At 62.9% G+C, this 21,491-nt stretch carries 16 protein-coding genes; 2 read left to right on the forward strand and 14 right to left on the reverse strand.

Annotation, left to right across the window (positions count from 1 at the left end):
* Positions 1-30 precede the first annotated feature (30 nt).
* The 14 genes from QRN10_RS18990 to QRN10_RS19055 form a co-directional block, all read right to left on the reverse strand.
* Positions 31-1,752 (reverse strand): ShlB/FhaC/HecB family hemolysin secretion/activation protein, encoded by a 1,722-nt coding sequence (locus tag QRN10_RS18990; protein ID WP_285428894.1) that lies wholly within the window; start codon positions 1,750-1,752, stop codon positions 31-33.
* Between the two features lie 514 nt (positions 1,753-2,266).
* Positions 2,267-2,749, reverse strand: coding sequence for a poly-beta-1,6-N-acetyl-D-glucosamine biosynthesis protein PgaD (gene pgaD / locus QRN10_RS18995; RefSeq protein WP_266245348.1), 483 nt, complete (start codon positions 2,747-2,749; stop codon positions 2,267-2,269).
* Between the two features lie 2 nt (positions 2,750-2,751).
* Positions 2,752-4,092, reverse strand: a complete 1,341-nt coding sequence (gene pgaC / locus QRN10_RS19000) for a poly-beta-1,6-N-acetyl-D-glucosamine synthase (RefSeq protein WP_285428895.1) — start codon at positions 4,090-4,092, stop codon at positions 2,752-2,754.
* Between the two features lie 2 nt (positions 4,093-4,094).
* On the reverse strand, positions 4,095-6,092 hold the full coding sequence (gene pgaB / locus QRN10_RS19005; RefSeq protein WP_266245346.1) for a poly-beta-1,6-N-acetyl-D-glucosamine N-deacetylase PgaB: 1,998 nt from the start codon (positions 6,090-6,092) through the stop codon (positions 4,095-4,097).
* A 12-nt stretch (positions 6,093-6,104) separates the two neighbouring features.
* A complete protein-coding gene (pgaA, locus tag QRN10_RS19010) occupies positions 6,105-8,585 on the reverse strand; it encodes a poly-beta-1,6 N-acetyl-D-glucosamine export porin PgaA (protein ID WP_285428897.1) in 2,481 nt (826 codons plus the stop codon).
* 255 nt (positions 8,586-8,840) lie between these two features.
* Entirely contained in the window at positions 8,841-10,337 is a 1,497-nt protein-coding gene (locus QRN10_RS19015; protein ID WP_181081761.1) for a YdgA family protein, read from the reverse strand.
* 146 nt (positions 10,338-10,483) lie between these two features.
* Positions 10,484-11,116, reverse strand: a complete 633-nt coding sequence (locus QRN10_RS19020) for an NADH:ubiquinone oxidoreductase subunit N (protein ID WP_285428898.1) — start codon at positions 11,114-11,116, stop codon at positions 10,484-10,486.
* Positions 11,117-11,208: 92 nt separating this feature from the next.
* The gene (locus tag QRN10_RS19025) at positions 11,209-12,651 is read right to left on the reverse strand and encodes an efflux transporter outer membrane subunit (protein ID WP_181081763.1); all 1,443 of its coding nucleotides are present in this window, start codon (positions 12,649-12,651) and stop codon (positions 11,209-11,211) included.
* Positions 12,648-13,538 (reverse strand): efflux RND transporter periplasmic adaptor subunit, encoded by an 891-nt coding sequence (locus QRN10_RS19030; protein ID WP_181081764.1) that lies wholly within the window; start codon positions 13,536-13,538, stop codon positions 12,648-12,650. Before QRN10_RS19030 ends, QRN10_RS19025 begins: the two co-directional genes overlap by 4 nt.
* On the reverse strand, positions 13,535-13,744 hold the full coding sequence (locus QRN10_RS19035; RefSeq protein ID WP_285428899.1) for a DUF1656 domain-containing protein: 210 nt from the start codon (positions 13,742-13,744) through the stop codon (positions 13,535-13,537). The genes QRN10_RS19030 and QRN10_RS19035 overlap by 4 nt, the downstream gene beginning before the upstream one ends.
* Complete coding sequence (locus QRN10_RS19040) at positions 13,741-15,819, reverse strand: FUSC family protein (RefSeq protein WP_285428900.1); 2,079 nt, start codon at positions 15,817-15,819, stop codon at positions 13,741-13,743. Before QRN10_RS19040 ends, QRN10_RS19035 begins: the two co-directional genes overlap by 4 nt.
* A complete protein-coding gene (locus tag QRN10_RS19045; RefSeq protein ID WP_181081766.1) occupies positions 15,816-16,226 on the reverse strand; it encodes a MarR family winged helix-turn-helix transcriptional regulator in 411 nt (136 codons plus the stop codon). The genes QRN10_RS19040 and QRN10_RS19045 overlap by 4 nt, the downstream gene beginning before the upstream one ends.
* Positions 16,227-16,528: 302 nt before the next feature.
* Positions 16,529-16,774 (reverse strand): DUF2789 domain-containing protein, encoded by a 246-nt coding sequence (locus QRN10_RS19050; protein WP_253509901.1) that lies wholly within the window; start codon positions 16,772-16,774, stop codon positions 16,529-16,531.
* Positions 16,775-16,807: 33 nt separating this feature from the next.
* The gene (locus tag QRN10_RS19055) at positions 16,808-18,418 is read right to left on the reverse strand and encodes a glycosyltransferase family 39 protein (protein WP_285428901.1); all 1,611 of its coding nucleotides are present in this window, start codon (positions 18,416-18,418) and stop codon (positions 16,808-16,810) included.
* A 192-nt stretch (positions 18,419-18,610) separates the two neighbouring features.
* Here QRN10_RS19055 and QRN10_RS19060 point away from each other — a divergent pair, with 192 nt between their 5' ends.
* Together QRN10_RS19060 and QRN10_RS19065 are read left to right on the forward strand one after the other, a co-directional pair.
* Complete coding sequence (locus QRN10_RS19060; protein WP_181081769.1) at positions 18,611-20,782, forward strand: PA5441 family protein; 2,172 nt, start codon at positions 18,611-18,613, stop codon at positions 20,780-20,782.
* Complete coding sequence (locus tag QRN10_RS19065) at positions 20,779-21,483, forward strand: DUF3142 domain-containing protein (RefSeq protein ID WP_181081770.1); 705 nt, start codon at positions 20,779-20,781, stop codon at positions 21,481-21,483. Before QRN10_RS19060 ends, QRN10_RS19065 begins: the two co-directional genes overlap by 4 nt.
* The last annotated feature ends 8 nt before the right edge of the window (positions 21,484-21,491 follow it).

Genomic DNA, 21,491 nt, shown 5'->3' on the forward strand with positions numbered 1-21,491 from the left:
GTCAGATTCTCATTGCGGCGGGGCGTTGAATTACAGGAAGAAGTCCATGCGGAAGTAGATCGGCGCTTCGCGCTCGCTCACTACGGCCGGTCTTTCCAAAGAATGGGCAAAGGTCACGCTGGTGCTGACGTGCTTGCCCCGGGCGAACAGTTCCAGGGAGTTGCTGGACACGCGGCCATGCACATCGCCGTTGTAGCGGTCGTTGCTGATCACGCCCTGGTCGTAGCCGACGCTGGCGCCGTACTCGGCAAAGGCCGGGCGCATCCAATCCAGGGTCACCGGGCGCGCCCAGCGCACCTCGTTGCGCCAGTAGCCGCCGCTGTCGCCGGTCAGTTGCTGGTCCTTGAAACCGCGTACTGAGGCCGAGCCGCCCAGACTGACGCGTTGCGGGCTGAACAGAATGTCTTCGCTGCGCTGACCGGTGGCCAGGCTGGAAAAACTCAACGACTCGCCCCACAGCGTGAACGGCTGCAGATAGCTGACGGTGGCGGTGTATTTGCGGTAGCGCGAATTGGCCTGGCGGTTGCCGAACTGATCGCGTTCTTCTTCAGACTGGGCATCGAGCAGGCCGATGCCGTTCTGCATGCCCAGGTCGAGGTTGACGAACGCATTGCCGATGCGCCGACCGTGGTTGATGCCGAACTGGAGTTCGCTGAGGCGGTTGCTGCTCGGCGCGGTGCGCACGTCGAGGACGTAGTTGTTGGTACGCAGATGGGCCAGGCCGACGTTCACCGAGGTCTTGCTCACGTCGTCGCGGTGGATCACCCGCTCGGCGCGCAGCTGGTGGTTCTCGTTGTCGCCATTGAGCTTGAATTTGGTGCTGTCGGTCTGGCCGTACGTGCGGTAGTCGCTTTCGCTGTAGGTGTAGCTGAAGTTCCACCAGCCCCACGGCACGTTGTAATACAGCATGCTGTTTTTCGAGGTTTTCTGGTGGTCGCTGACAGCGTCGTGGCCGCCGCGAAGTATCAATTGGTCGCCCAGGCCCAGGGGGCTGTCCCATTCCAGGCCGGCGCCCCACTGCTGTTCGCCGGTGCTTTTCTGGCCGTCGTTGTTACGCGACAGGCTGGCGCGCCAGGGCTTTTGCGGGGTGTTCTTGACCACCACGTCACTGCCGCCGATCTGCTGGCCTGGGGTCAGTTCCATCTGCGCCTGCTTGGAGGGCAAGCGGTTGAGTTGGTCCACCAGTTGCTCGATTTCGCGCAGGTTCAGCGCCTCGCCGACCTTGCCGGGAAAGGCCATGGCCAGTTCGCGGTCGGTCACGCTGCTGCCCTCGGCGCTTTTCAGCGCTTCGAGTTTGCCTTCGACCACCAGCACCTGCAGGTGGCCGCTGGACAGGTCTTGCTGCGGCAAGTAGGCACGGCTGGTGACGCGGCCTTTGGCGATGTAATAGTCGGTGATGACCTTGAGCAATTCATTGAGCTGCGACACGCCCAGGCACTGGCCGATGTAAGGTTTGAGCAGGCGCGCGCGGTCGGCGACGGACAGGCTGTCGGCGCCCTTGAGTTCGATGTCTTGGATCGGGAAGCAACGGCTGTCGGCCGGCGTGGCCGGGGCCTCGGGCTTGGCCTGTTTGCCGGGCAGGTCCTGGAGTTCCTGCAGGCGACGGCTCTGTTCTTCGAGCAGGCGATTCTGCCGGTCGCGGATCAGGTCTTGATCGCCGGGCGTAGGCGCGGCGGACGCACTGTTCACGCTTAAACAAGCGAGCAGGAAAGTGCACAGCGATAACCGAATCCGTGGCAATAACAGGGGCATGTTCGATCCGTCGAAAAATCAAGGGGGCGCAAACTAACATCGAACTTGCTCTAACCCAAGCACAGGGGTTAGTTGCACGCTCGCACTTACTTAACGCCTAACCTATTGATTATTAATAATAAAAAAAATCAAAAAGAACTAATGCCATTCGCTCGAGTGATTATTCCGACCAGTGGCGATTCTTTTTGAATATGAGCCGAGCACCTTGATAAATAGCCATTATTTCGCCATCAAGGTTCCGCCGAGATAGGTTAGTACCGAGAAAGCAGGAAAAGTTCGCGGGCGTTTTGTGAATTGGATCCCATTTGTCGGGATTGCGCTGCAAGGCAGGAAACGCTCACCGGCAGGGCCACCTGTTTTTCGTGCCCCCTTGCAGGTACAGGTGTCTACACAGCTTCGGCGTAAACATAACCTGAGAAAATGAGGTTGTTGTGGTGAGCAGGCTTGCCCTGCTCACCACAACAAGCCCGCTCACCCCATGACTGCACGGCCGGAAGCTATCCACCCAGGGGATTCAGCCGATGTCCTGGCCTTTTTCCTGGCCGGGCACGAGGGTCAGTGGCGGGCGTTCCACGTCACGGGAGACGTGGGATTTAACTTCGCCCACACCGCCGTCTTCATCGTTGTGAATCACCAGTACGCCCGGACGGCGCAGTTGTTCCAGGTCGCCCGCGCCCAATTTGAAGCTCTCACTGAGATGCTTGTCGCTCAGGCCGCTGGTTTGTGCGCGGCGCTGGGCGAATTTGCGGCCTTTGCGTTGCTGATAGCGCGCCCAGGAGACCAGGATCACCGCGTTGAACAAGGCGATCCACAGGTAGATCTGCAGGGTGTTGAGCGCTGCGAAAATCGGTGCTTCGATCCGCGGGCCGCCATGGGTGTCGAGCATCGAAGTGATGCCGCGCGCGAGCAACCAGATCAAGCCGGCCCAGGCCATCAGGGTCAACAGCACGTCGATAATCCACATCACCAGGCTTTGGCGAGTTCTGACCAGGTTCATGATCACGCCTCCTCACTGACAGGTTTGATACCACGGTCCGGGCTCACCCAGCGCGCGCGTTTCTGATGCTGGTTGAACAGCACCTTGGGGAAACTCACCAGCGTGGTAAACAGGCTGACCAGCCAGAACACCATCGGGTACCACACCGTCCAGAACAGGGTTTTCCATAGGTCTTTCTCGTAACGGCGGTCGATGATAATGCTGACCGCGAACTGCAGCAGACACACCATCGCCAGCACCAGACCGGTAAACGCCGGCGGCATCAGGGCGTCGACGGCGATTGCCTGCGGCAGCGGAATAAACTTGCCCACGCCCCAGAAAATCACCGACAGCAGGAAGGTAAACGCCCAGCCGGTGGACAGGCAGTACTCGAACAGCAACGGCCACAGGTAGCGGTGACGCCATTGCCAGATGCCGCGGATGTTCTTGAACAGCACTTCGGCGCCGCCCTGGGCCCAGCGCAAACGCTGCTTCCACAGGCCGCCGACGGTTTCGGGCATCAGGATCCAGCACAACGCGCGCGGCTCGTAGAAAATGCTCCAGTGGTCCAACTGCAGCTTCCAACTCACGTCGATGTCCTCGGTGATCATGTCGGTGCTCCAGTAGTCGATGCGGTCCAGCGCTTTCTTACGGAACGCCACCACCACACCCGACACCGTGAAGATCCGGCCGAACACGCGCTGGGTGCGCTTGATCAAACCGATGATCGACGAGAACTCGCCCACCTGCACACGGCCGATCAAAGTCGACCGCGTGCGAATCCGTGGGTTGCCGGTAACAGCGCCCAGCCGGGGGTTATCGAGCATCGGCGCGACCAGATAAGCCGCCGCGTTTTTGTCGAGCAACGCATCGCCGTCGATGCACACCAGGTATTCGCTGCGCGCCGCCACCGCCCCCATGCGCAGGGCCACGGCCTTGCCCTGGTTCTGTGCCAGGTGCAGCACGCGCAGGCGTGGATGCTCCAGTGCCAGGGCATCGAGCACCGCTGCGGTGTTGTCCTTGGAGCCGTCGTTGACCGCGATCACTTCAATGTTCGTGTACAGCTGGCCGAGCGCCGCATGGATGGTATCGGCGGCGTTATCCCCTTCGTTGTAGCAAGGGATGATGATCGAGATCAGCGGATTGCCGGCCAGGGTCGGCGCCGGGGTGTCTTCCTCCCAAGGCCAGTGGCGTTCCCAGTGCAGCCAGAAGTACAGGCCGCCGGCAATCCACAGCGCTGACATGAACAGCGGGTAGAAGAATACGAAGTCCATCAGGAACTGCCCGGTGACCAGGAAGATCAGGCCCAGAGGCACGCCCAACACCAGCGCCAGTACGAATAAAGCCAGGATTCTGTCGAACATGGTCAAGGGTTCCATTGGTTGGAAAGGGCCGGACGCACGGTCTTCAGGTCCGGAGAGTTTTCCAGGAAGTTGTCCGGGTAATAACCAAAACTCGTGACCCCCTGGCGTTTGAGCACACCCATCCATTCGGCCATTTGCGCACCGTTGATATCGGTGGCGTCTTTGGTGCGCCAGTCTTTGGCCTGCAGTTCAAACACCGTGCGCTCCAGTGCGCCGGGGCGCTTTTTAACGGTGGCTACCAGTTTTTCCAGCCAGGCATTGGAGGTGTTTACCTGCTGTCCTTCCATCAACGGCATGGCCATCGGTGCGGTCCAGTCGTAAGCCTGGAGGAAATCGTCGAGGTTCTGCGCGAACCAGGCTTCGCTCGGCGGGTTAAGCATCGGCTCGGCGAAGATGTTGCGCGCGGTCAGCACCTGCGGGCCGCGGATGGCGCGCACCTTGGCGGTCAGTTCGTGGGTGAAGTCGATCAGGTAGCGGCTCTTGAAACGCGTCCAGCGCTGCATCACCGCCGGGTCGGCGCGCAAGGCCGCAATGCTATCGGGCAAGCCGTTGGCGGCGTAGGTCTTGAGCGCGGCGGGACTGGCGTCTTCGAAGTCGTTGAACACCGCATCGTCGTGATAAAGGATGCCGTCGATCGGCCCCACCCGCGCCAGGTCCTCGTAGATCTCGCCGATGATTTTGCGCACGGCCGGATCGAATGGCGACAGGCGCTGGTACTGGTCGGGATCGAGGCCGACGCTGCCGGTTTTCGGGTCCCAGCGCGTTACACGTGGGAGCTTGGGGTCAAGGGCAAAGCTGAGCACCGGCATCCAGGCATACACGCTGGCATGGGCGCGGGTACGCAGCTGCCAGGCGACGCGGTTGAACAGGTCGGCGCGCATCGGCAAGTGGCGGTTAGGGAAATACAGTGAATGCACCAGGCCGTCGCCCTTGGGGTCGGCGAAGGCTTGCAGGAACACTGTGCCGGCGCCCATATCCACCACGCGCTGCACCAGTTGGTCGAGGTTGCGCGCCTGCTGGGCGGCGTCCGGGTCGTACACGTTGTCCAGGTCCACATGCAGCACGCGCAACGGCGCCTTGGCCTGCACGGCCACGATGCTGTTGGCGAAGTGCTCGCCGTCCGGGTCGGAGGCCACCAGGAAGCGCGGGCTGCTCATCAGGTCGCCGAGGTTGTCGAGGCCGTCTTCGAGGGTGAGGGCCATCTGGTAACCCTGTTCGCCGACCACCGCCAGCGACGTGCCGTCGGCTGCGCCATACGGCCATACCCACACCCGTGGCGCCTTGCCGGTGACGGCGCGGATCTTGTTGGAGATCGCCACCACGTCGGCGCGCATGCGCGCCTGGAACTGCGCTTCGGTTTCGTAGCGATGGGTCGCCGGATCGTAGCGGCGGGTGGTCGCGGCCGGCTCCAGGTTGCCCTGGGGGTTGGCCAGGATGCCTTTGTGATTGGCGTCGGTGTGCGCGGCGATTTCCACCAGGCCCGATTGCGACACCTCGCGAATCTGCTCCCAGGTGAGGAACTCACCCCGGGGCCGCGGCATGCCGGCGAAGTCCACGGGTTTGTTCAACGGCGTGTCGATCCAGTAGCCCACCGGCGCCAGCAATGCCGGCCAGTGATAGGCGCGCAGAATCGGCATCACGCGGGTGTAGAAGCTCGAATAGCCGTCGTCGAAACTCAGCATGATCGCCTTGGGCGGCAATGCCGGGCCACCACGGCGGGCGGCGAGGATCTGGTCGACGCTGACCGCCTGGTAACCGTTCTCGCGCAGCCAGGCCAATTGTTCGATCAGCCGCTCGGTACGCACCGCCACCACGGCCTGGTCGGGATCGCGGTCCGACACGTCGTGGTAAGCGATCCCCAGGAAATGGTTCTTCGGCCACGCCGCTTCGTTGGCCGGGGTCGGCCGCTCGGCGGGTGGGGTGAAGGGCGCGGGTTGCTGGGCGCAGGCGCTGGCCAGCAATACACCCAGGAGCAACAAGCAACGGCTGAGAACAGTCATGGTCAGGCTCTTTTAGAAACGGTAAGTGAGGTCGACGAGCAGGCGCAGATCGCGTTCGCGATCACCGTCGTAGGGTCGGCTGATCAGGCTCAGGTTGGCGCCGACTTCCAATACGTCGTTCCAGCGAAAGCGTTGGCCATAGCCGATCAGGCCGACGCCACCGGTGGAATAATCCCGCTGGCTGTAAGTACCCGCACCGACTTGGAACTGCTGACTCCACTGGGTCTCGTAGCGGTGGTAGAGCACATGGTTGACGTTGACGGTGGGCAACACGCTGAAGTCCGACTTCGGGTTGAAATACACCGTGTCTTCCTTGCTGTTGCGGCTGGTGGCAACTTCCAGGCCCAGGTCCACTTGCACCTTCGGCGAGCTGTAGAGGCCCTCGCGGCCGGTGAGCACTGCTTCGACGCGATCATTGCCGTCACTGAAATGGGACGGGCTGACGGACAACTTCCACTCGCGGCTTTCGTTGGCGCGCCAGCGGATAAAGCCGCTGCCGCCATTGGCGGTGATATCGGCGTTCAACGCCCGCAACGGAGTGGTGGCGGCGAGGTAATCGAGGCTAGCCCCGTATTGCCAATGGTCGTTGAGGTCATGGGCAAACGCCACGCGCGCGCCCTGCTTGGAACCAAAGCCGTAGGAGTGGTTGGACACCTCGGCTTCCAGGGTCAAGTCACGGGTGCGCCGTTCCACGCCGACGCGCTGCCAGCGGTGCTGACCGGTGCCTTCTTCAAAGTCGGCGGTGGCGTAACCGGCACCGGCGAACAGGCGCCAGTCTTCGTCGATGGGCGGCGTGTAGATCACGCTCTCGATGCCCCAGTCACGGCTGCCGGCCACCGCACCGGCGTCGCTGTCATTGCCGCCACCGTAGCTTTTGCCGGTGTAGGCTTCGACGCGCAGTTCGGCCATGTCATGCACATTGCGCAGGCGGTTGAGGCGCTGCACCTGGCGACTGTCGGGGTTGCGCGCGACCACGTCGTCGGTGAGCACGTCGAGCTGGCGCCACTCCTGCAAGTCCATGGCGGTGTAAGCCTGGGACACTTCCAGGCCGATGTCGCGCGGGGCCTGGGCTTCGGTTTCCTTCAGGATGCCTTCGGCGCGGCGCGGCAGGTCGCGGGCGCGGTACATGTCGGCCTGGGCCAGGCGCAGGCCGACGTTGCCCGGGGCCTTGGCCACCAGTGCATCCAACCCGGCCTCGCTGCCCGGCAGGTCACCGCCGTAGACGCCGGACTGGGCGGCCAGTTGTTGGGCGTCCATCCATGAATCGTTGGGGTTGCCGATGGGCAGGCCCTTGAGTTCAACCCGGGGTTTCTGGCTGTTGGCCAGGCCATTGGCGACTTCACGCGCTTGCTCGCCCTGATCGCTCTCCTGCAGGGCGTAGAACAACGCGGTGGTGTCTTCGACACGGTCATCCGGCTCGGCATCGGCGGCGCTCAGGGCCTGACGGTAGAGCGGCTCGGCCTTTTCCGGCTGGCGTTGGTCCAGGTAGGACGCCGCCACCCAGCGCACGGCGTAGGTGGGTAATTGCACGCCTTCGCGGGTCAAGGTTTCGTATTCGCGCACCACATCCGCCGTGCGCGCCCGAGCCTTGAGGGCGCCCAGGCGATCGATGCGCCAGCGCACCACGTCATCGTGGGCGCTGGCGTCGGGGGTCCAGCGTGCGAGCAGGTTGTCGTAAGCCTGCAGCGCACGGTCGGCGATCACGTAGCGCTCCTGTTCGCTGCGGGTGGCGAACTCGGCCATGCGCACACGCTCGGCGGCCAGGTCGCCTTCCAGGCGGCGTTGGGTAACCGCATCCAGCAGGCCCGGACGCTGGGCCGACAGGCGCAACGCAGCCTCCGGCAAGCGAGCCTTTTGCAGGGCAACGATGTACTCGCGAGCAACTTCGGGTTTATCGCCGGCGCGCATAAAAGCCTGGTCGAATTCGAACAGGGCGTCGTAGTTCAAGCCGGCACGGGTCAGCGCATAACCCAGGGCCATGCGGCGGTTGGGGTCGTCAGGCTTGGCGGCCACCAATGCACGAGTGCTCTGCACCGCCTCGTTGGCCTTGCCGCCATCGGCCTGGGTGAGGGCCAGGCCCAGTTGCAGGTCGATGTTGTTCGGTTCGCGCAGCAACGCCTGACGGTACACCGCCTCGGCCTGGGCCCACTGTTTCTGGTTGCGATAGGTGCGCGCCACCGTGGCGAGCGCCTGGGTGCTGAGGTTGCGGTGCTTGCCCTGGGCCTCGTAGACCTGCAGCACTTCGGCGTCCTGGCCGGCCCAACCGGCAATCACCAGGTGATCGCTGACCTGGCCGGGCGTCTGGCGCTCGGCGGACAACTGGCGCAATTGCGTAAGGGCGGGGGTGAAGTTGCCATTGCGCGCCTGAATGATCAGCGCATCGTAGGCCGGGTCGGCCAGGGCGTAAGCGGGCATCAACAATTGGCTGCACAAGGCGACCCCGATAAGCAGTCGCAACCGGCCTGATGCACTGAGTGGAGGGTTTGGCAACATATCGTGAGCTTCCTTACAGGGAAAGCTGTAACGATAGGTAGTCCTGGGCGTTTCGCTTCAGGGTGCCGACGTCTCATGACCCGGCCTAGCTTTCCTGTGGGCACTATCGCCGAGCGCGGGGCGCAAAAGCGCAAATCAGAACAATTGTTCAGATTTGGATAAGGACGTGGGATTTATACGCGGGACGGGAGGGAACGCTGCGTGTGGCGAAGGAGCAATCTCCCTCGCCACAGCTTACTCAGTGCACTGACGCGATTATTGCTCGCCGCTGACCGCGCCGACTTTGGACATCACAAAGCCGATGAACTGCTCGACGGTCATTTTCTGGCCGTTGAAGGTCACTTCATTGTTGGCGTAGTGCAGTTTGGACACCACGTCGTTGCCGACCAGGGTCGCCAGTTGTGCGCCCACGGCCGTGCCGCTGACCATCTCGGCGGCCATCTGGGCTTGCTGCTCGATGGCTTTAGGGTCGGTCAGGCCAACAGCCTGGGCCTGCAGGGCCGACACATCGGCGATCATTGGCTTGGACAGGGTCAGGTTGGCGTCCAGCAGCGACACCATCTGCTTGCCCAGTTCCACCGGCGGCAATTCCATCGACGCGGGTTTGGCCAGGTCGACCACCAGGTTGAACTTGCTTTCGCCGTGGGTGGTTTTCAACGACAGGTTTTCCAGCGCCAATTGCGGCTTGGCGGCCAGCAGTTGGTTGACGTTGGCCTCGGCCAGGGCCTGCTCGGCTTCGGTCAACTGCAATTCAGGCGCGGGTTCGCCAGCGGCGGCGGCGGCTTGAACCGGCTGCAGCTTGTCCTGGTAGAGCTTGGTCAACACCAGCATGGCGGGGACGTCGACGTTTTTCATGCTCAGCGCCATGGCGGCCGATCCGACGGGTTTGCCCTTGTAGCCGATCTCGTCGATTTTGTAGTCGACGCGGCCGGCCAGGTTGTTGTCCTTGGTTTCGCTGGAGTCTTTCTGCTCAAAGCCTTTGAGCGAGATCACGTCTTTCTGCACGCCGACGGTGAACTTGGCGTCCGTCAGTTCCACGGTGTTCTGCCCGGTGTAGAAACCGAAGGTGGACTTGGCCAGGTTGCTGGCCACGGTCAGGCCGGCCAGTTCGGCTTCGAACGGCGCGCCCTGGGCATCCACGGCGGCGACCTTGAGGCTGTTCATGAAACCGTCGGCCTTGACCTTCTGGCCTTCGGCGGTGCTGTCGAAATTCATGTTGGCGCCGGAGAAGCTCACCGAGGACTTGTCATCCTTGAACTCCAGGGGCAGCAGTTCGACATTGCCGTTGACCGCGCGGGTGTAGCTGATATTGGCCACGCCCTTGAGCGGCGACACGTCTTTGGCGGCGGCAAACCACTTCTCGGTGGTAGCGTTCTTTTCCAGCTGGTAATGACTGGTGGCCATGACCGGCAGCCATTTAAGCGTGACCAGGCGCGAGAACGGCAACGGGCCGTGTTCGATATGGTCGACGAACAGCAGCTCCGGGTTCGGGTTTTCTTCGCCGAACACCGAGCCCTGCGCTTTCAGGCGGTAATGCGCGGTGCTGCTGAACACGCCACGTTCCAGCGACACCAATTCAAGGGCGACGCTGCCGTCGACGCCGGCCATGGAGGTTTGCAGTTCCTTGTTGGCGTTCTGGATTGCGGTCTGCAACACCGGTTCCAGCTGCTTGCCGGTGTACCAGGCGCCGCCTGCACTGACGACGCCGACGGCGACAACAAAACCCAAAAGAACGACTGCTGGCTTATTCATGAAGTGACCTGATCAAATCCTGTGAGAAGTGGGCTGTCTTCCTTGAACCCTGTAGGGGTTGGCTCAAGCCCGCCGAAAACGGGGGAAGATTAGCACTGGCGGCCTTAAACGGCGCAACCTTTCAGAGGCATCAGATCGCTACTGGTTCACGAATACTCCAACTCGATTTCGTCAAGCTGGTGATCGAAGCTCTTCAAACGTGCTGTCCAGGTGTACACCAGCACCTCGAACTCGCGGTGGATCACGGCATTGCCGGGGGTGTCGACCTTGGGATCGCAGAAGTCCAGCTGGTAGCGTTCGCGGGCCATCTGCGCGGCGACATCGGACAATTCCCGCGCGTTATTCAGCCAATGCCGACCTTCGGCGATCTGCTTGTCGAGCACCACGCACTGTTTTTTCAGGGTTTCGAGACTTTTTTCCAACGGCGTGCCGGTGAGGTCGCCCATGACTTCCTGGAAGGTACGCCCCGGCTGCCAGTAGCTGCCCCAGAAGTAGCGGTCGAACACAGTTTCGACGCGGCGCAGCGCGACCTTGGTGTCCCAGATGGCCACGCGGGTCTTGCCTTGTTCGAGGAGTTTTTTCTTGATGCGTTGATTCTGGTAGGACGCCCAGGCCACCACGCCGATGGACAAGGTGCCGATCACCAGGCAGGCGCTGTCGAGGAACACCATGGCCTTGTCGAGGGGGTGGGCGAGCATGACGCCGTAGAAATACGCGGCCGATAACAGCACCAGTGCGAAGAGCACGCACCAGAAAGCGGGAGCATAAGGGTTTTTCATTATTGGAATCCCCATGAGCAAACGCGAGCAGTGTCAGGCGCGCGCCTGGCTCAACAGCCACGGCGCCCGCCTGTCAAAGCATAGCTATTCGCTCAGGGTTTGCCGGGTGCGGAGGCTTGCGTTCGTCCGCTTTCCCAACCACCCCCGAGGGCCAGGAACAGGTCGATCTGGCTCATGGCGACCTGAGTGTTGGCCGCCGCCAATTGGGCACGCATATCGGTGTAGGTGCGCGTGGCCTGCAGGTCGGCCAGGAACGACGCACGACCGGCCTGGAAGAAGCGGTGGGTCTGGTCCGCCGCCTGTTGCGCCGATTGCTCGGCCTCGGCCAATGCGTCGCGGCGCTGCAACACGGCGGTGTACTGGGCCAGGCCGGTCTGGGTTTCGCGGATCGCGTTGAGCACCACCCCATCGAAATGCGCCAGGGCGCCCTGGGTGGCGGCTTCGGCCTCATGGATGCGTGCGCGGGCGCCGTTGGTCGGTACGGTCCAACTGATCATCGGGCCGAAGCCCCAGCGGTTGGTCGCCGGCTCGCCGAGGTTGTCGAGCAGGCCCACGGTGCCGACGCTGGCGCCGATGGCGATGTCCGGGTACAGCGCGCCGGTGGCCACGCCGATGCGCGCGGTGGCGGCAGCCAGCTGGCGTTCGGCCTGGCGCACGTCGGGGCGGCGCTTGAGCAGCGTGGCGCCGTCGCCCACCGGCAGCAATTGGGCGATGTGCGGCAGCTCGGCACAGTCGCCGGTGCCCGCCGGCAGTTGCTCGACGGGTTTGGCCAGCAGCATCGACAGTCGATAAAGGCCGGCCTGGCGCGCCGCCTGGTAGCGCGGCATGTCGGCGCGCAGGGACTTGTATTGCGTCTGCGAGCGGGTCACCTGGGTTTCGTCGCCCCGGCCGGCATCGCGCAGGCGCTGAGTCAGCGTGGTGCTTTGCGCCTGCAGCTGCAGGGAATGGTTGGCAATCGCCAGTTCTTCGTTAGCGGCGCAGACTTGCGTGTAAGAGCGCACCACATCGGCCACCAGGGTGATGCGTGCTATATCGGCGGCGGCCTGGGTCGCGTCGGCGCTGGCCTGGGCGCTTTCGATGCCGCGCTGCAAGGTGCCGAACAGGTCGAATTGATAAGACGTGGTGATGCCCACGCTGCCGATATTGCCCACGGGGACCTTTTCCGGCAGCAGGAAGGCTTCGCCCGATTCCTGCAGGCGTTGCGCCTCGGCCTTGGCGCCGGCGCTCCAGCCCCCGGCGGATTCGGCCTGCTGCACCTGATACCGCGCGCGTTGCAGGTTGGCCGCAGCCACGCGCAGGTCGGTGTTGGAGGCCATGGCCTGGCGTACCAGCTCATCCAGGCGCGGGTCGTTGTAGAGCTTCCACCAGTCAGCCGGCACCGGCGCCGACACTACGTTCTTGCCATCGGCCGGCAGTTGCCCTTGCAGGTCGCCGCGCTTGACCGCGGCGGTGTCCGGCACCTGGTAATCCGGGCCGACCATCTGGCAGGCCGACAGCAGAGAACCCAGGGCAACGATGGCCAACAACTGCTTCATGGCCGGGCTCCGTCCTTGGGTTGGTCGTCGATGATCGACACCGTGGCGGTACGCCCGGCGATCATGCGAAAGTCCGCCGGCACCTCGTCAAAGGCAATGCGCACCGGGATTCGCTGGGCAAGCCGTACCCAACTGAACGCCGGGTTGACGTTGGGCAGCAGGTTGGAGCCACTGCTGCGGTCGCGGTCTTCGATGCCGGCGACGATGCTCTGCACATGCCCGTGCAAACGGGCGTTGTCACCGATCACGCGGATGTCGACGCCCATGCCGACGTGGATACCGTCGAGCTTGGTCTCTTCGAAATAGCCGTCGATGTGAAACGAGTTGCTGTCCACCACCGACAACACCGGGCGCCCCGCGGTGACGAACTCCTGGGTGCGCGGCGCGCGGTCGTTGACGTAGCCGTCCACGGGGCTGCGGATTACCGAACGGTCGAGGTTGAGCTGCGCCGAATCCACCGTCACCTGGGCTTCGGCCAGGGCCGATTGGGCGCGGGCCACGCGAGACTGGCTTTCTTCCAACTGTTCGCTGGGCACCAGGTTGCCGAGGCCACGGTTGCGCTTATATTCGCGCTGGGCCTGCGCCAGGGTTTCCTGGCGGTCGGCCACGGCGGCCTGGGCCTGACGCAGCGCCAGTTTGAAGCGGTCCTGGTCGACCGCAAACAGCACCTGGCCTTTGCTTACCAATTGGTTGTCGTGCACATCCACGCGCTGGATCAGCCCGGACACGTCCGGGGCGATCTGTACGATGTCGGCACGGATGTGCCCGTCACGGGTCCAGGGCGCAAACATGTAGTACATGACCATGCGCCACACCACCACCACCGCAAAACTCACGATCAGCAGCGTCAGGACCACACGGCCAATAGTCAAAAAAGGTTTTTTCATGTCATCAGGTATCGACTGAGTGAGTCCACCGCGCCCAGCAACAGCGCGTAGAGCCCCACATTGAACAATGCCCGGTGCCAGACCAGGCTATAGAAGTGGAGGCGGGTCAATAACCCGTGCACCACCAGAAACAGCACGTACGTAATGCCCATCAGCACCAGCAGCGTGGGCAGGAACACCCCACTGATATCCAGATCACCGATCATAAAGGCGCTCCATCGGGCAGCGGCGCTTCCATCTCCGTGCCGCCAATAAATTCCACGCCGGGCAACAACGCCAGGCGCAGGCCCGCCAGCGCATGCAGCAGGTGCAGGCGGGTGTCGTCTTCGTCTTGCAGGCCCTGACCGTTGAGGGCACGGCGCGTGCGGTCGAGGGTCATCAGCAGACCGCTGGGCGCAGGCAAGCGTTCACCCGCTTTCAGGCAGGCCTTGAAGTAACCGCCCACGCCTTCCACCACTTGGTTGAGCAGCACACGCGGCACGCCGAGGATGCGCGGCGAGTAGGCCAGCAGGTCGAGCAGGTTGAGCGCCACGCGCAAGTCGCGCAGGGCGATGCCGGTGTCCTGGTTGATCAGGGCCAGGCGCGGCAGGTGCTGCATCAAGCGGTCAAGCATTTGCACCGCCAGGTGTCGGTGTTCGGCCAATGTGGCCGGCTCGGTGAGGCCGACGATGTCGTGCCAGCTGAAACGGGTCAGGCGCTTGGCGGCCAGCTCGGCGCCGAACGGGCGGGCGATCAGCGTCCACACAAACGCGAACAGCAGGCCCACGGGCCCGGCCAGGTTGACGTTGGCGAAGTTGAGGAAGTCGGCGTCATAGGCGCCCTGGATGCTGATAAACGACGAGGTGTTGACCAGCGTCAGCAGCATGCCCAGGTAGAAGCGCGGCTGCACGGTCAGCGTGCCGATGCAGATAAACGGCACGGCGAATGCCAGTACCAGCATCGGAAAATCGTGCAGGTTGGGCAGCACCAAAAACAGATAGAGGCTGGCAAACAGCACCGACATCGCCGTCCAGAAAAAGAACCGGTAGATCTGCGGCGCGGGGTCGTCCATCGAGGCGAAGAAACTGCACGCCACGGCGGCCAGGATCACCGCGCTGCCGCCGTCGGTCCAGCCCAGCAGAATCCACAGCACCGAGGCGACGATAATCGCGGTGACGGTGGAAAACGCCGAGTAGAACATCAGGCCACGGTCGAGAAACGGCGTGAGCCGGCCCAGGCGCCAGTGACGGTAGACGGCGCGCCAGGTGTCCTGGCTTTCGCAATGGATGGCGGCCTGCAGGCTGCGGCAGTCCTGCCACAGGTCGACCCATTCGCCGAGGCGGTACAGGGCGTTGGAAAACAGCAGGGTGTGGCGGTCATCCAGCGCATCGCCCTCGGGTTGTTGAGCTTCGATCCGGTCACGCAGGGCGCGCCAACTGTCCAGCGACGGGTTGTCGGTGCTGCTTTGCAGCCACTGGGCGGTGGCGTCCAGCAGCGGTTTGAGGCGTTCGAGAAACTGCGGCGCGCGCTGTTCGACGGCGTACAAGGCGTCATCCAACTCCTCCACCACCGGCAGCAGGTGGATCATGCGCCCGCGCAGCTCCTTGGTATTGCGCACCGTCTGCGGCCGCGCGCCTTCGTGGGGCAGCTGGCCGATCATCAGTTCCAGGGTGTTGAAGGTGGCGACCATGCCGCCGCGCAAAGTGCTGATTTCGTCAGGCTGCACCGTACGCGTGAGGAACCGCTGGCTGTAGACCTGTGCGTCGGCAAACCATTTGGCCACCGAACCGTCGAACACCGGCGCCAGGCGCCGCGGCCAGAACATCGCGCCGACCACGGCGGCCACCACGATGCCGAGGAAGATTTCTTCGGTACGCGCCTCGGCCACGTCCCATACCGCCAGGGGGTTGTCCACCACCGGCAGGGCAATCAACGGCAAGGTGTAGCCAGCCAGCATCAACGCGTAGTTGTTGGCGGTGCGCAGGTGCATGGACAGAAACAGCAAGGTGCCCGTCCACAAGGCGATCACCACCAACAGGATGTACGGCGACTGCACGAACATCGGCACAAAAAACACCGCCGCCGCCGCCCCCATCAGGGTGCCGATGGCGCGGTACAGCGCTTTGGAACTGGTGGGGCCGACAAACGGGCTGGAAACGATGTAGACCGTGGCCATCGCCCAATACGGACGGGGCATCTGCATCAGCATGGCGATGTACAGGGCGATCATCGACGCCGCAAAGGTGCGTACGCCATAGAACCAGTCGCGAGCAGGCGGGAAACCGGTGAAGAATCCGTTCAAAGCGTCGCCGCCTCAAAGGCACGCAACACCCGCAGCGCCGCCTCCATATCGGCCGGCGCGATATCCGCCAGCACGTCTTTACGCAGGCGCACCAGTTGCACCTCCACCGCCTGCACCAGTTCGCGACCACGTTCGGTGAGGCTCAAGGCCTTGGCGCGACGGTCATGGACATCTTCGGTGCGGCACACGTAGCCGCCGTTGCACAGCTGGTCGAGCAGGCGCACCAGAGATGGGCTTTCCATCCCCGACGCATGGGCGACCTTGACCTGATGCACGCCGTCGCCCAGACGGCCGATCATCAACAACGGCACGGCGCAGGCTTCGGAAATACCGTAGCTCACCAGCGTGGTCTGGCAGATTTTGCGCCAGTTACGGGCGCCCACCACCATGCTGCTGCTGAGGTTCATCTGGAGTTGTTCGAGAGAGTGAGGCACTGGATAGTTCGCATACAGTTAGTTTGCTAACTATCAATATGGTGGAAGGATCGAATTGCGTCAAGTTTTGAAACAATTTCGCGATCGATGGAGCGATTCAGCAGCAACACCGCAGGACGCATGTGGGAGGGTTGGGGACGTTCGCTCCACGGTGGCGCAACAATGCAGAGAGCCCACGCCGTTGAAATCCGCCAGTGGATGTTGGCGATTTGAGCCCAGATTTTTTTACCACTCACCTTTTTTTTTTACAAAACCACAATTTCCAAAAGATTTTTTTACACCCCTCGGCCATCGCGCAACATCAGATTCAACGCATCCACTACTTCCGCCCAATCGGCGTCGTCCAGTATTTCCTCACGCAAAAACGCTTTCTGGCTCTGCGTCCAGAAAAACGCATCTGCCAATTTCAGATCCGGCTTGAGTGGCGAGTGGGCGGTCACAAACCGCTCAATGCTGACCGGGTCATGCTCCAGGCCAAGTTGTTTGAACAACGATGGCAAGCTGTGCACGGGCGATTCCATGATGGGTTCCTTAAACAAGGTCGTTAACTGAGTCTAGCGGCAGCTTTCGGGTTGCGGTTGCGGCACAGCGCACAGCACAAACAAGCGCGCCCTGGCGCCGCCGCCATCCTGGCGACTCAGCTCGCGCCAGCCCACGGGCAGCGGCGCAAACTCGTCCGGTGCATCGTTGCTGCTGATCAGCCAGACGCGGCGAGTGTCGGCGGGCAGAGCCGACAGATGGTCGAGGTAAATGCGCCCGCCGTCCTGGTCGACCAGGGTGCCGAAGCCGTACGCGTTCGGCCGGGTCGGCGTGCCGTCGGGCTTGGGCGGGGTGTAGAGCTGCAGCTGAGCATCGGTCTGGTCGTAATACACGTAACTGAGGTACCACATCATGTCGCTGAGGATGATGCGGTCGTCTTCTTGGTAGTGCTGGTTAACGAATTCCACCGGCACGTTGAATTGGTCACGCTCATCCACTGTGTAGTTGTTTTTGAGCCCTGCCAGCTCTGCGACGACGAACAGCACAAACAGCGCCGCCCCCAAAAGCGATAGCCGTGAGGGCAGGCGGTCAATGGCCATGGCAACCACGATGGGCAGACCCAAGGCATAGACGGTGAGGTAACGCTCGATAAACACGGGAGAGATAAAAGACACCCCGTACACCAGCAACACCGGGAGCAGGAAGAACAGCCCCAGCAGAACTGCCGGCCGGCCGGGCTTGCGGTCCAGCCATCCAGTGACCACCACGACAGCTGCCAGCACCAACGGGAAAGCCCAGAATAAAGGGCGCCAGAGTTCAAGGCCTTCGTCCTGCAGCAGGAACTGCCAGATCATCGACGGCAGCGACAGCATGTCCACCGGCTCTTCCCAGCCTATGTCACCTCCCACCTTGAGCTGGTCGACGTGTTGCACCAGGTCCAGCAGGTTCGGTAGCCAAGGCAGGTACACCAGCACAATGGCCGCGTTGGCCGCCCACCACGCCGGGCGCATAAGCAGACGCTCGCCACTGGATTGCCTTGCGCTCACCACCCCCAGATAAGCCCAGTGCACCAGCACACACAGCGCAGTGAAGTAATGGGTATAGAAACCGGCGCTCATCAGCAGTGCGTACAGCACCAGGTAACGTGCGCGCGTGGGCTGGCGAACCCAATACACCAGTGCCAGGGTGGCGCCTAACAGCCACACGCCGAGCAGCGAATACATGCGCACTTCCTGGCTGTAGCGCACGGCCGTGGGCAACAGCGCCAGCATGACACCGGCCAGCAACGCGGCGCGGCGGGTGGACAGTTGTCGCGTGAGCCACACGCCCAGGCCCACGGCAATGACGCCGGGCAGCACGCTCATGCTGCGTATCGAGGCGATGCTGTCACCGAAGCACTCGATCCAACCGCGCAGCATGAAAAAGTACAGCGGCGGATGCACGTCATGGGCGGCATGAAACCAAAGGTCGTCCAGTGCGTACTCGCTCAGGAGCAGACTCGAACCTTCATCCCCCCAGATCGCGGCGGCGGTCAGGTTGTACAGCCGCAGCGCCACGGCGAATGCGATGACGGGCACCCACCACAGATGACTGAGCCCCACCACGCGCTGCCAACCCGACGCGTACTGACTGATGGAACCCCAAGCACTCGTTTTTTCGTACGGTTCTGATACCGACCGACGCATACCGCCTCCGCGACTACTGCCCCACTGCAGGACAACTACTGCGCATGCGCATTTGCCGCCACTTTAGGTCAAAAGCCTGCGAATCGCTTCAGTAATCGGACAAATCGGCAATTTGTGTAGGCCTTCACCTTAGTGATCGTAAGATCACGTTATTATTGCTGTCCTCCCAGCACCCAGGATCAAGGACACCTCATGCGCATCGGTTTTTTGTCACCTCTGGCACTCGCCCTGCTGGCTGCCACTTCCCTGCAGGCCCAGGCCAGCTCCGACGACTCGTGTTACCCCGACTGGCGCATTACCCGTGACACCCTGGACCCGTGCAGCAACCAGCCGTTCCTCAACCCCGGCAACGACAGCCGGGTCAACCTGCGCCTGCTGTTGGCCGACAAAAAAAACACCGCCCTGACCCCCAACGCCCTGAGCGAAGATGACCTGGCCGAGGGTTTTGGTCCGGTGCCATTCCCGGTGTATCGCCTGACGCTGCGCGGCAGCTCGGAAACCGAGCCGGATGACGGCGGCGACAGTTCGTCGACTGCCGAACTCGACAATCTGTTGCAGCCCCTGGGCATCAAGCGCGAGGACTACACCACCGCCGGCGAGGCGTTTGTTACAGGTGAAGGCAGCCGCTGCCGCAGCAACGACGATGACAGCGCCACCGCGTTTGTGCGTCAGGCGGTCAAGGCCGACATGCCGGCCGCCGAGCGCGAACTGCTGGTCAAGGCGCGCCTGCAACTGCTCACCACCTGCGAGTGGGATGGCCCGGTCGTGGCGAATGCCCAGCAACTGCAATCGACCGACGGCCAGCAGCTGTACACCTACCTGCAAGCCGCCGCCGACTTTTACAGTGGCCGGTTTGCCGAAGCCGAGCGCGGTTTCAGCGCCGCCCGCAGCAGCGCCCTGCCCTGGCTCAAGGAAGCCGCCCTGTACATGACCGCGCGCACTGCGCTGAACCAGGCCCAGGCCGATACTTACGACGCCGACGGCGTGCCGAATCTGCAGCGTGTGGATAAGTCGGCGCTGGCCAACGCCGAACAGGCCTTCGACAGCTACCTGAGCACTTACCCACAGGGCGACTACAGCGCTTCGGCGCGCGGTCTGCTGCGTCGCGTCTACTGGTTGGCCGACGACGGCGGCAAACTCGCCGAGGCCTATGCCTGGAGCCTGACGCAGGCCAGCGACGCGCAGCGCAACGTGTCCGAGGATGAGTTGGTGGAAGAAGCTGACCTCAAGTTACTGATGGTCAACAGCCAGCCGGTGAAAACGCCGATGATCCAGCTGGTCAGCGACCTGATGGTGATGCGCGGCGGCAACCAGCCGACCCTTTCCCGCGCAGACCTGGAAAAGCAAAAAGCCCTGTTTGCCAGCGAGCCCGAACTCTACGATTACCTGCTGGCGGTGTGCGCGCTGTACATCGAGCATCAGCCGGATGCCGCTTTGAAGCAGCTGCCGCAAAGCGTGCCGTCCAGCCTGAATTACTTCGCCTTCAGCCAGCAGACCCTGCGCGCCCTGGCGCTGGAAGCCAAGCAGGACTGGAAAGGCGCAGAGGCACTGTGGCTGCAACTGCTGCCGCTGGCCAAATTGCCGTTGCAGCGTGATCAACTGGAGCTGGCCCTAGCGATGAACTACGAGCGCAGCGGCCAGCTGGCCAAGGTATTTGCCGCCGACTCGCCAATCAGCGCCAAGCAGGTGCGTTACATCCTGCTGCGCAATAACGCAGGACCCGAGCTGCTGCGCCAGCAGATCGCCCAGGCCAGCGATCCGGTGGAGCGCCAGACTGCGCAATTCGTATTGCTCTACAAAGACCTGCTGCGCGGCCAGTTCGCTACCTTTGCCGAGGACTTCAAGCAACTGCCGACCCCGGCGCCCGAAGACAAGCTGAGCAGCAGCCTGGGTTATGTGTACAGCGAAGGCCAGACGTTGAAGCTGTTCCAGTGGAACGGCGAACAAGCCGCCTCCGGCTACACCTGCCCGGCCATCGCGCAAACCGCCGCGACCCTGCAAACCGAGGCCAGGAACCCCCAGGCCCTGAACTGCCTCGGCGAGTTCATCCTGCGCAATAACCTGGACAGCATGCCGCTGGAACAGGCGCGCACCGCCGGCAGCCTGGGCAGCACTGCATCGGAGTTCAAAGGAGCGACGTTCTCGCGGCTCGACGGTTACAAGCAGGTGATCAGCGACGCCAAGGCCCCGAAGACTGACAAGGCCTATGCCCTGTTCCGCGCCATCAACTGCTATGCCCCGGCCGGTTATAACAGCTGCGGCGGACAGGACGTTGAGCCGGCCGTGCGTAAAGCCTGGTTCCGCCAGCTCAAAAGCGGCTACGCCGACACCCAGTGGGGCAAATCGCTGCAGTACTACTGGTGAGGCACCTGTGGCTAGGCTTGCTGCTGCTGGCAAGCCCGGCCCTCGGCGCCGTCGACGCCCACGACTATGACGCCTTCTGGCTGTGGAGTGGCGTCGCTGCGCAACCGGTGCTCAAGCAGGCCAAGACCCTGTACATCCTTCAGGGTCAGATCAACGCCTCCCGCCGCGCGCCCCAGCGCGGTGTGCAATTGATCGCCCAAGGCATGAGCGTGCCGCGCCTGACCCAGGGCGAAGTCTGGGTGGTGTACCGCGCCCATACCCTGCGCTGGCCCGAAACGGTCTACACCCGCCTGCTCGGCCAGGTGCAACGCTGGCGCGACGCGGGCAACCCGGTGGTGGGCATCCAGATCGACTTCGACGCCCGCACCCAATACCTGCACGAATACGCCGACTTCCTGCGCGACCTGCGCCAACGCCTGCCCGCCGACCTGCAGCTGAGCATCACCGGCCTGATGGACTGGAGCAGCAACGCCGACCCGGCCGCCATCGCCCAGCTCAAAGGCGTGGTGGATGAAGTGGTGGTGCAGACCTATCAAGGCCGCCACAGCATCCCGGATTACGCCGCGTACCTGCCGCGCATGAATCGTCTGGGGTTGCCGTTCAAAATCGGCTTGATTCAAGGCGGTGAATGGCAGGCGCCGGGGTATCTGCAGGGCAATGAGTGGTTTCGGGGGTATGTGGTGTTTTTGCGCAATCCCTGAATACTCGG

The sequence above is a fragment of the Pseudomonas sp. lyk4-R2A-8 genome, assembly GCF_030209095.1.
In the GTDB taxonomy this organism is placed as follows: domain Bacteria; phylum Pseudomonadota; class Gammaproteobacteria; order Pseudomonadales; family Pseudomonadaceae; genus Aquipseudomonas; species Aquipseudomonas quebecensis.

Bases quoted from the DNA above. Each gene is read 5' to 3' on its own strand.
- QRN10_RS19030 (WP_181081764.1), bottom strand. From the start codon at position 13,538: ATGAAAAAACCTTTTTTGACTATTGGCCGTGTGGTCCTGACGCTGCTG.
- QRN10_RS19050 (WP_253509901.1), bottom strand. From the start codon at position 16,774: ATGGAATCGCCCGTGCACAGCTTGCCATCGTTGTTCAAACAACTTGGC.
- QRN10_RS19035 (WP_285428899.1), bottom strand. From the start codon at position 13,744: ATGATCGGTGATCTGGATATCAGTGGGGTGTTCCTGCCCACGCTGCTG.
- pgaB (WP_266245346.1), bottom strand. From the start codon at position 6,092: ATGACTGTTCTCAGCCGTTGCTTGTTGCTCCTGGGTGTATTGCTGGCC.
- QRN10_RS19025 (WP_181081763.1), bottom strand. From the start codon at position 12,651: ATGAAGCAGTTGTTGGCCATCGTTGCCCTGGGTTCTCTGCTGTCGGCC.
- QRN10_RS19060 (WP_181081769.1), top strand. From the start codon at position 18,611: ATGCGCATCGGTTTTTTGTCACCTCTGGCACTCGCCCTGCTGGCTGCC.
- QRN10_RS19045 (WP_181081766.1), bottom strand. From the start codon at position 16,226: ATGAACCTCAGCAGCAGCATGGTGGTGGGCGCCCGTAACTGGCGCAAA.
- pgaD (WP_266245348.1), bottom strand. From the start codon at position 2,749: ATGAACCTGGTCAGAACTCGCCAAAGCCTGGTGATGTGGATTATCGAC.
- QRN10_RS18990 (WP_285428894.1), bottom strand. From the start codon at position 1,752: ATGCCCCTGTTATTGCCACGGATTCGGTTATCGCTGTGCACTTTCCTG.
- pgaA (WP_285428897.1), bottom strand. From the start codon at position 8,585: ATGTTGCCAAACCCTCCACTCAGTGCATCAGGCCGGTTGCGACTGCTT.
- pgaC (WP_285428895.1), bottom strand. From the start codon at position 4,092: ATGTTCGACAGAATCCTGGCTTTATTCGTACTGGCGCTGGTGTTGGGC.
- QRN10_RS19015 (WP_181081761.1), bottom strand. From the start codon at position 10,337: ATGAATAAGCCAGCAGTCGTTCTTTTGGGTTTTGTTGTCGCCGTCGGC.
- QRN10_RS19055 (WP_285428901.1), bottom strand. From the start codon at position 18,418: ATGCGTCGGTCGGTATCAGAACCGTACGAAAAAACGAGTGCTTGGGGT.
- QRN10_RS19020 (WP_285428898.1), bottom strand. From the start codon at position 11,116: ATGAAAAACCCTTATGCTCCCGCTTTCTGGTGCGTGCTCTTCGCACTG.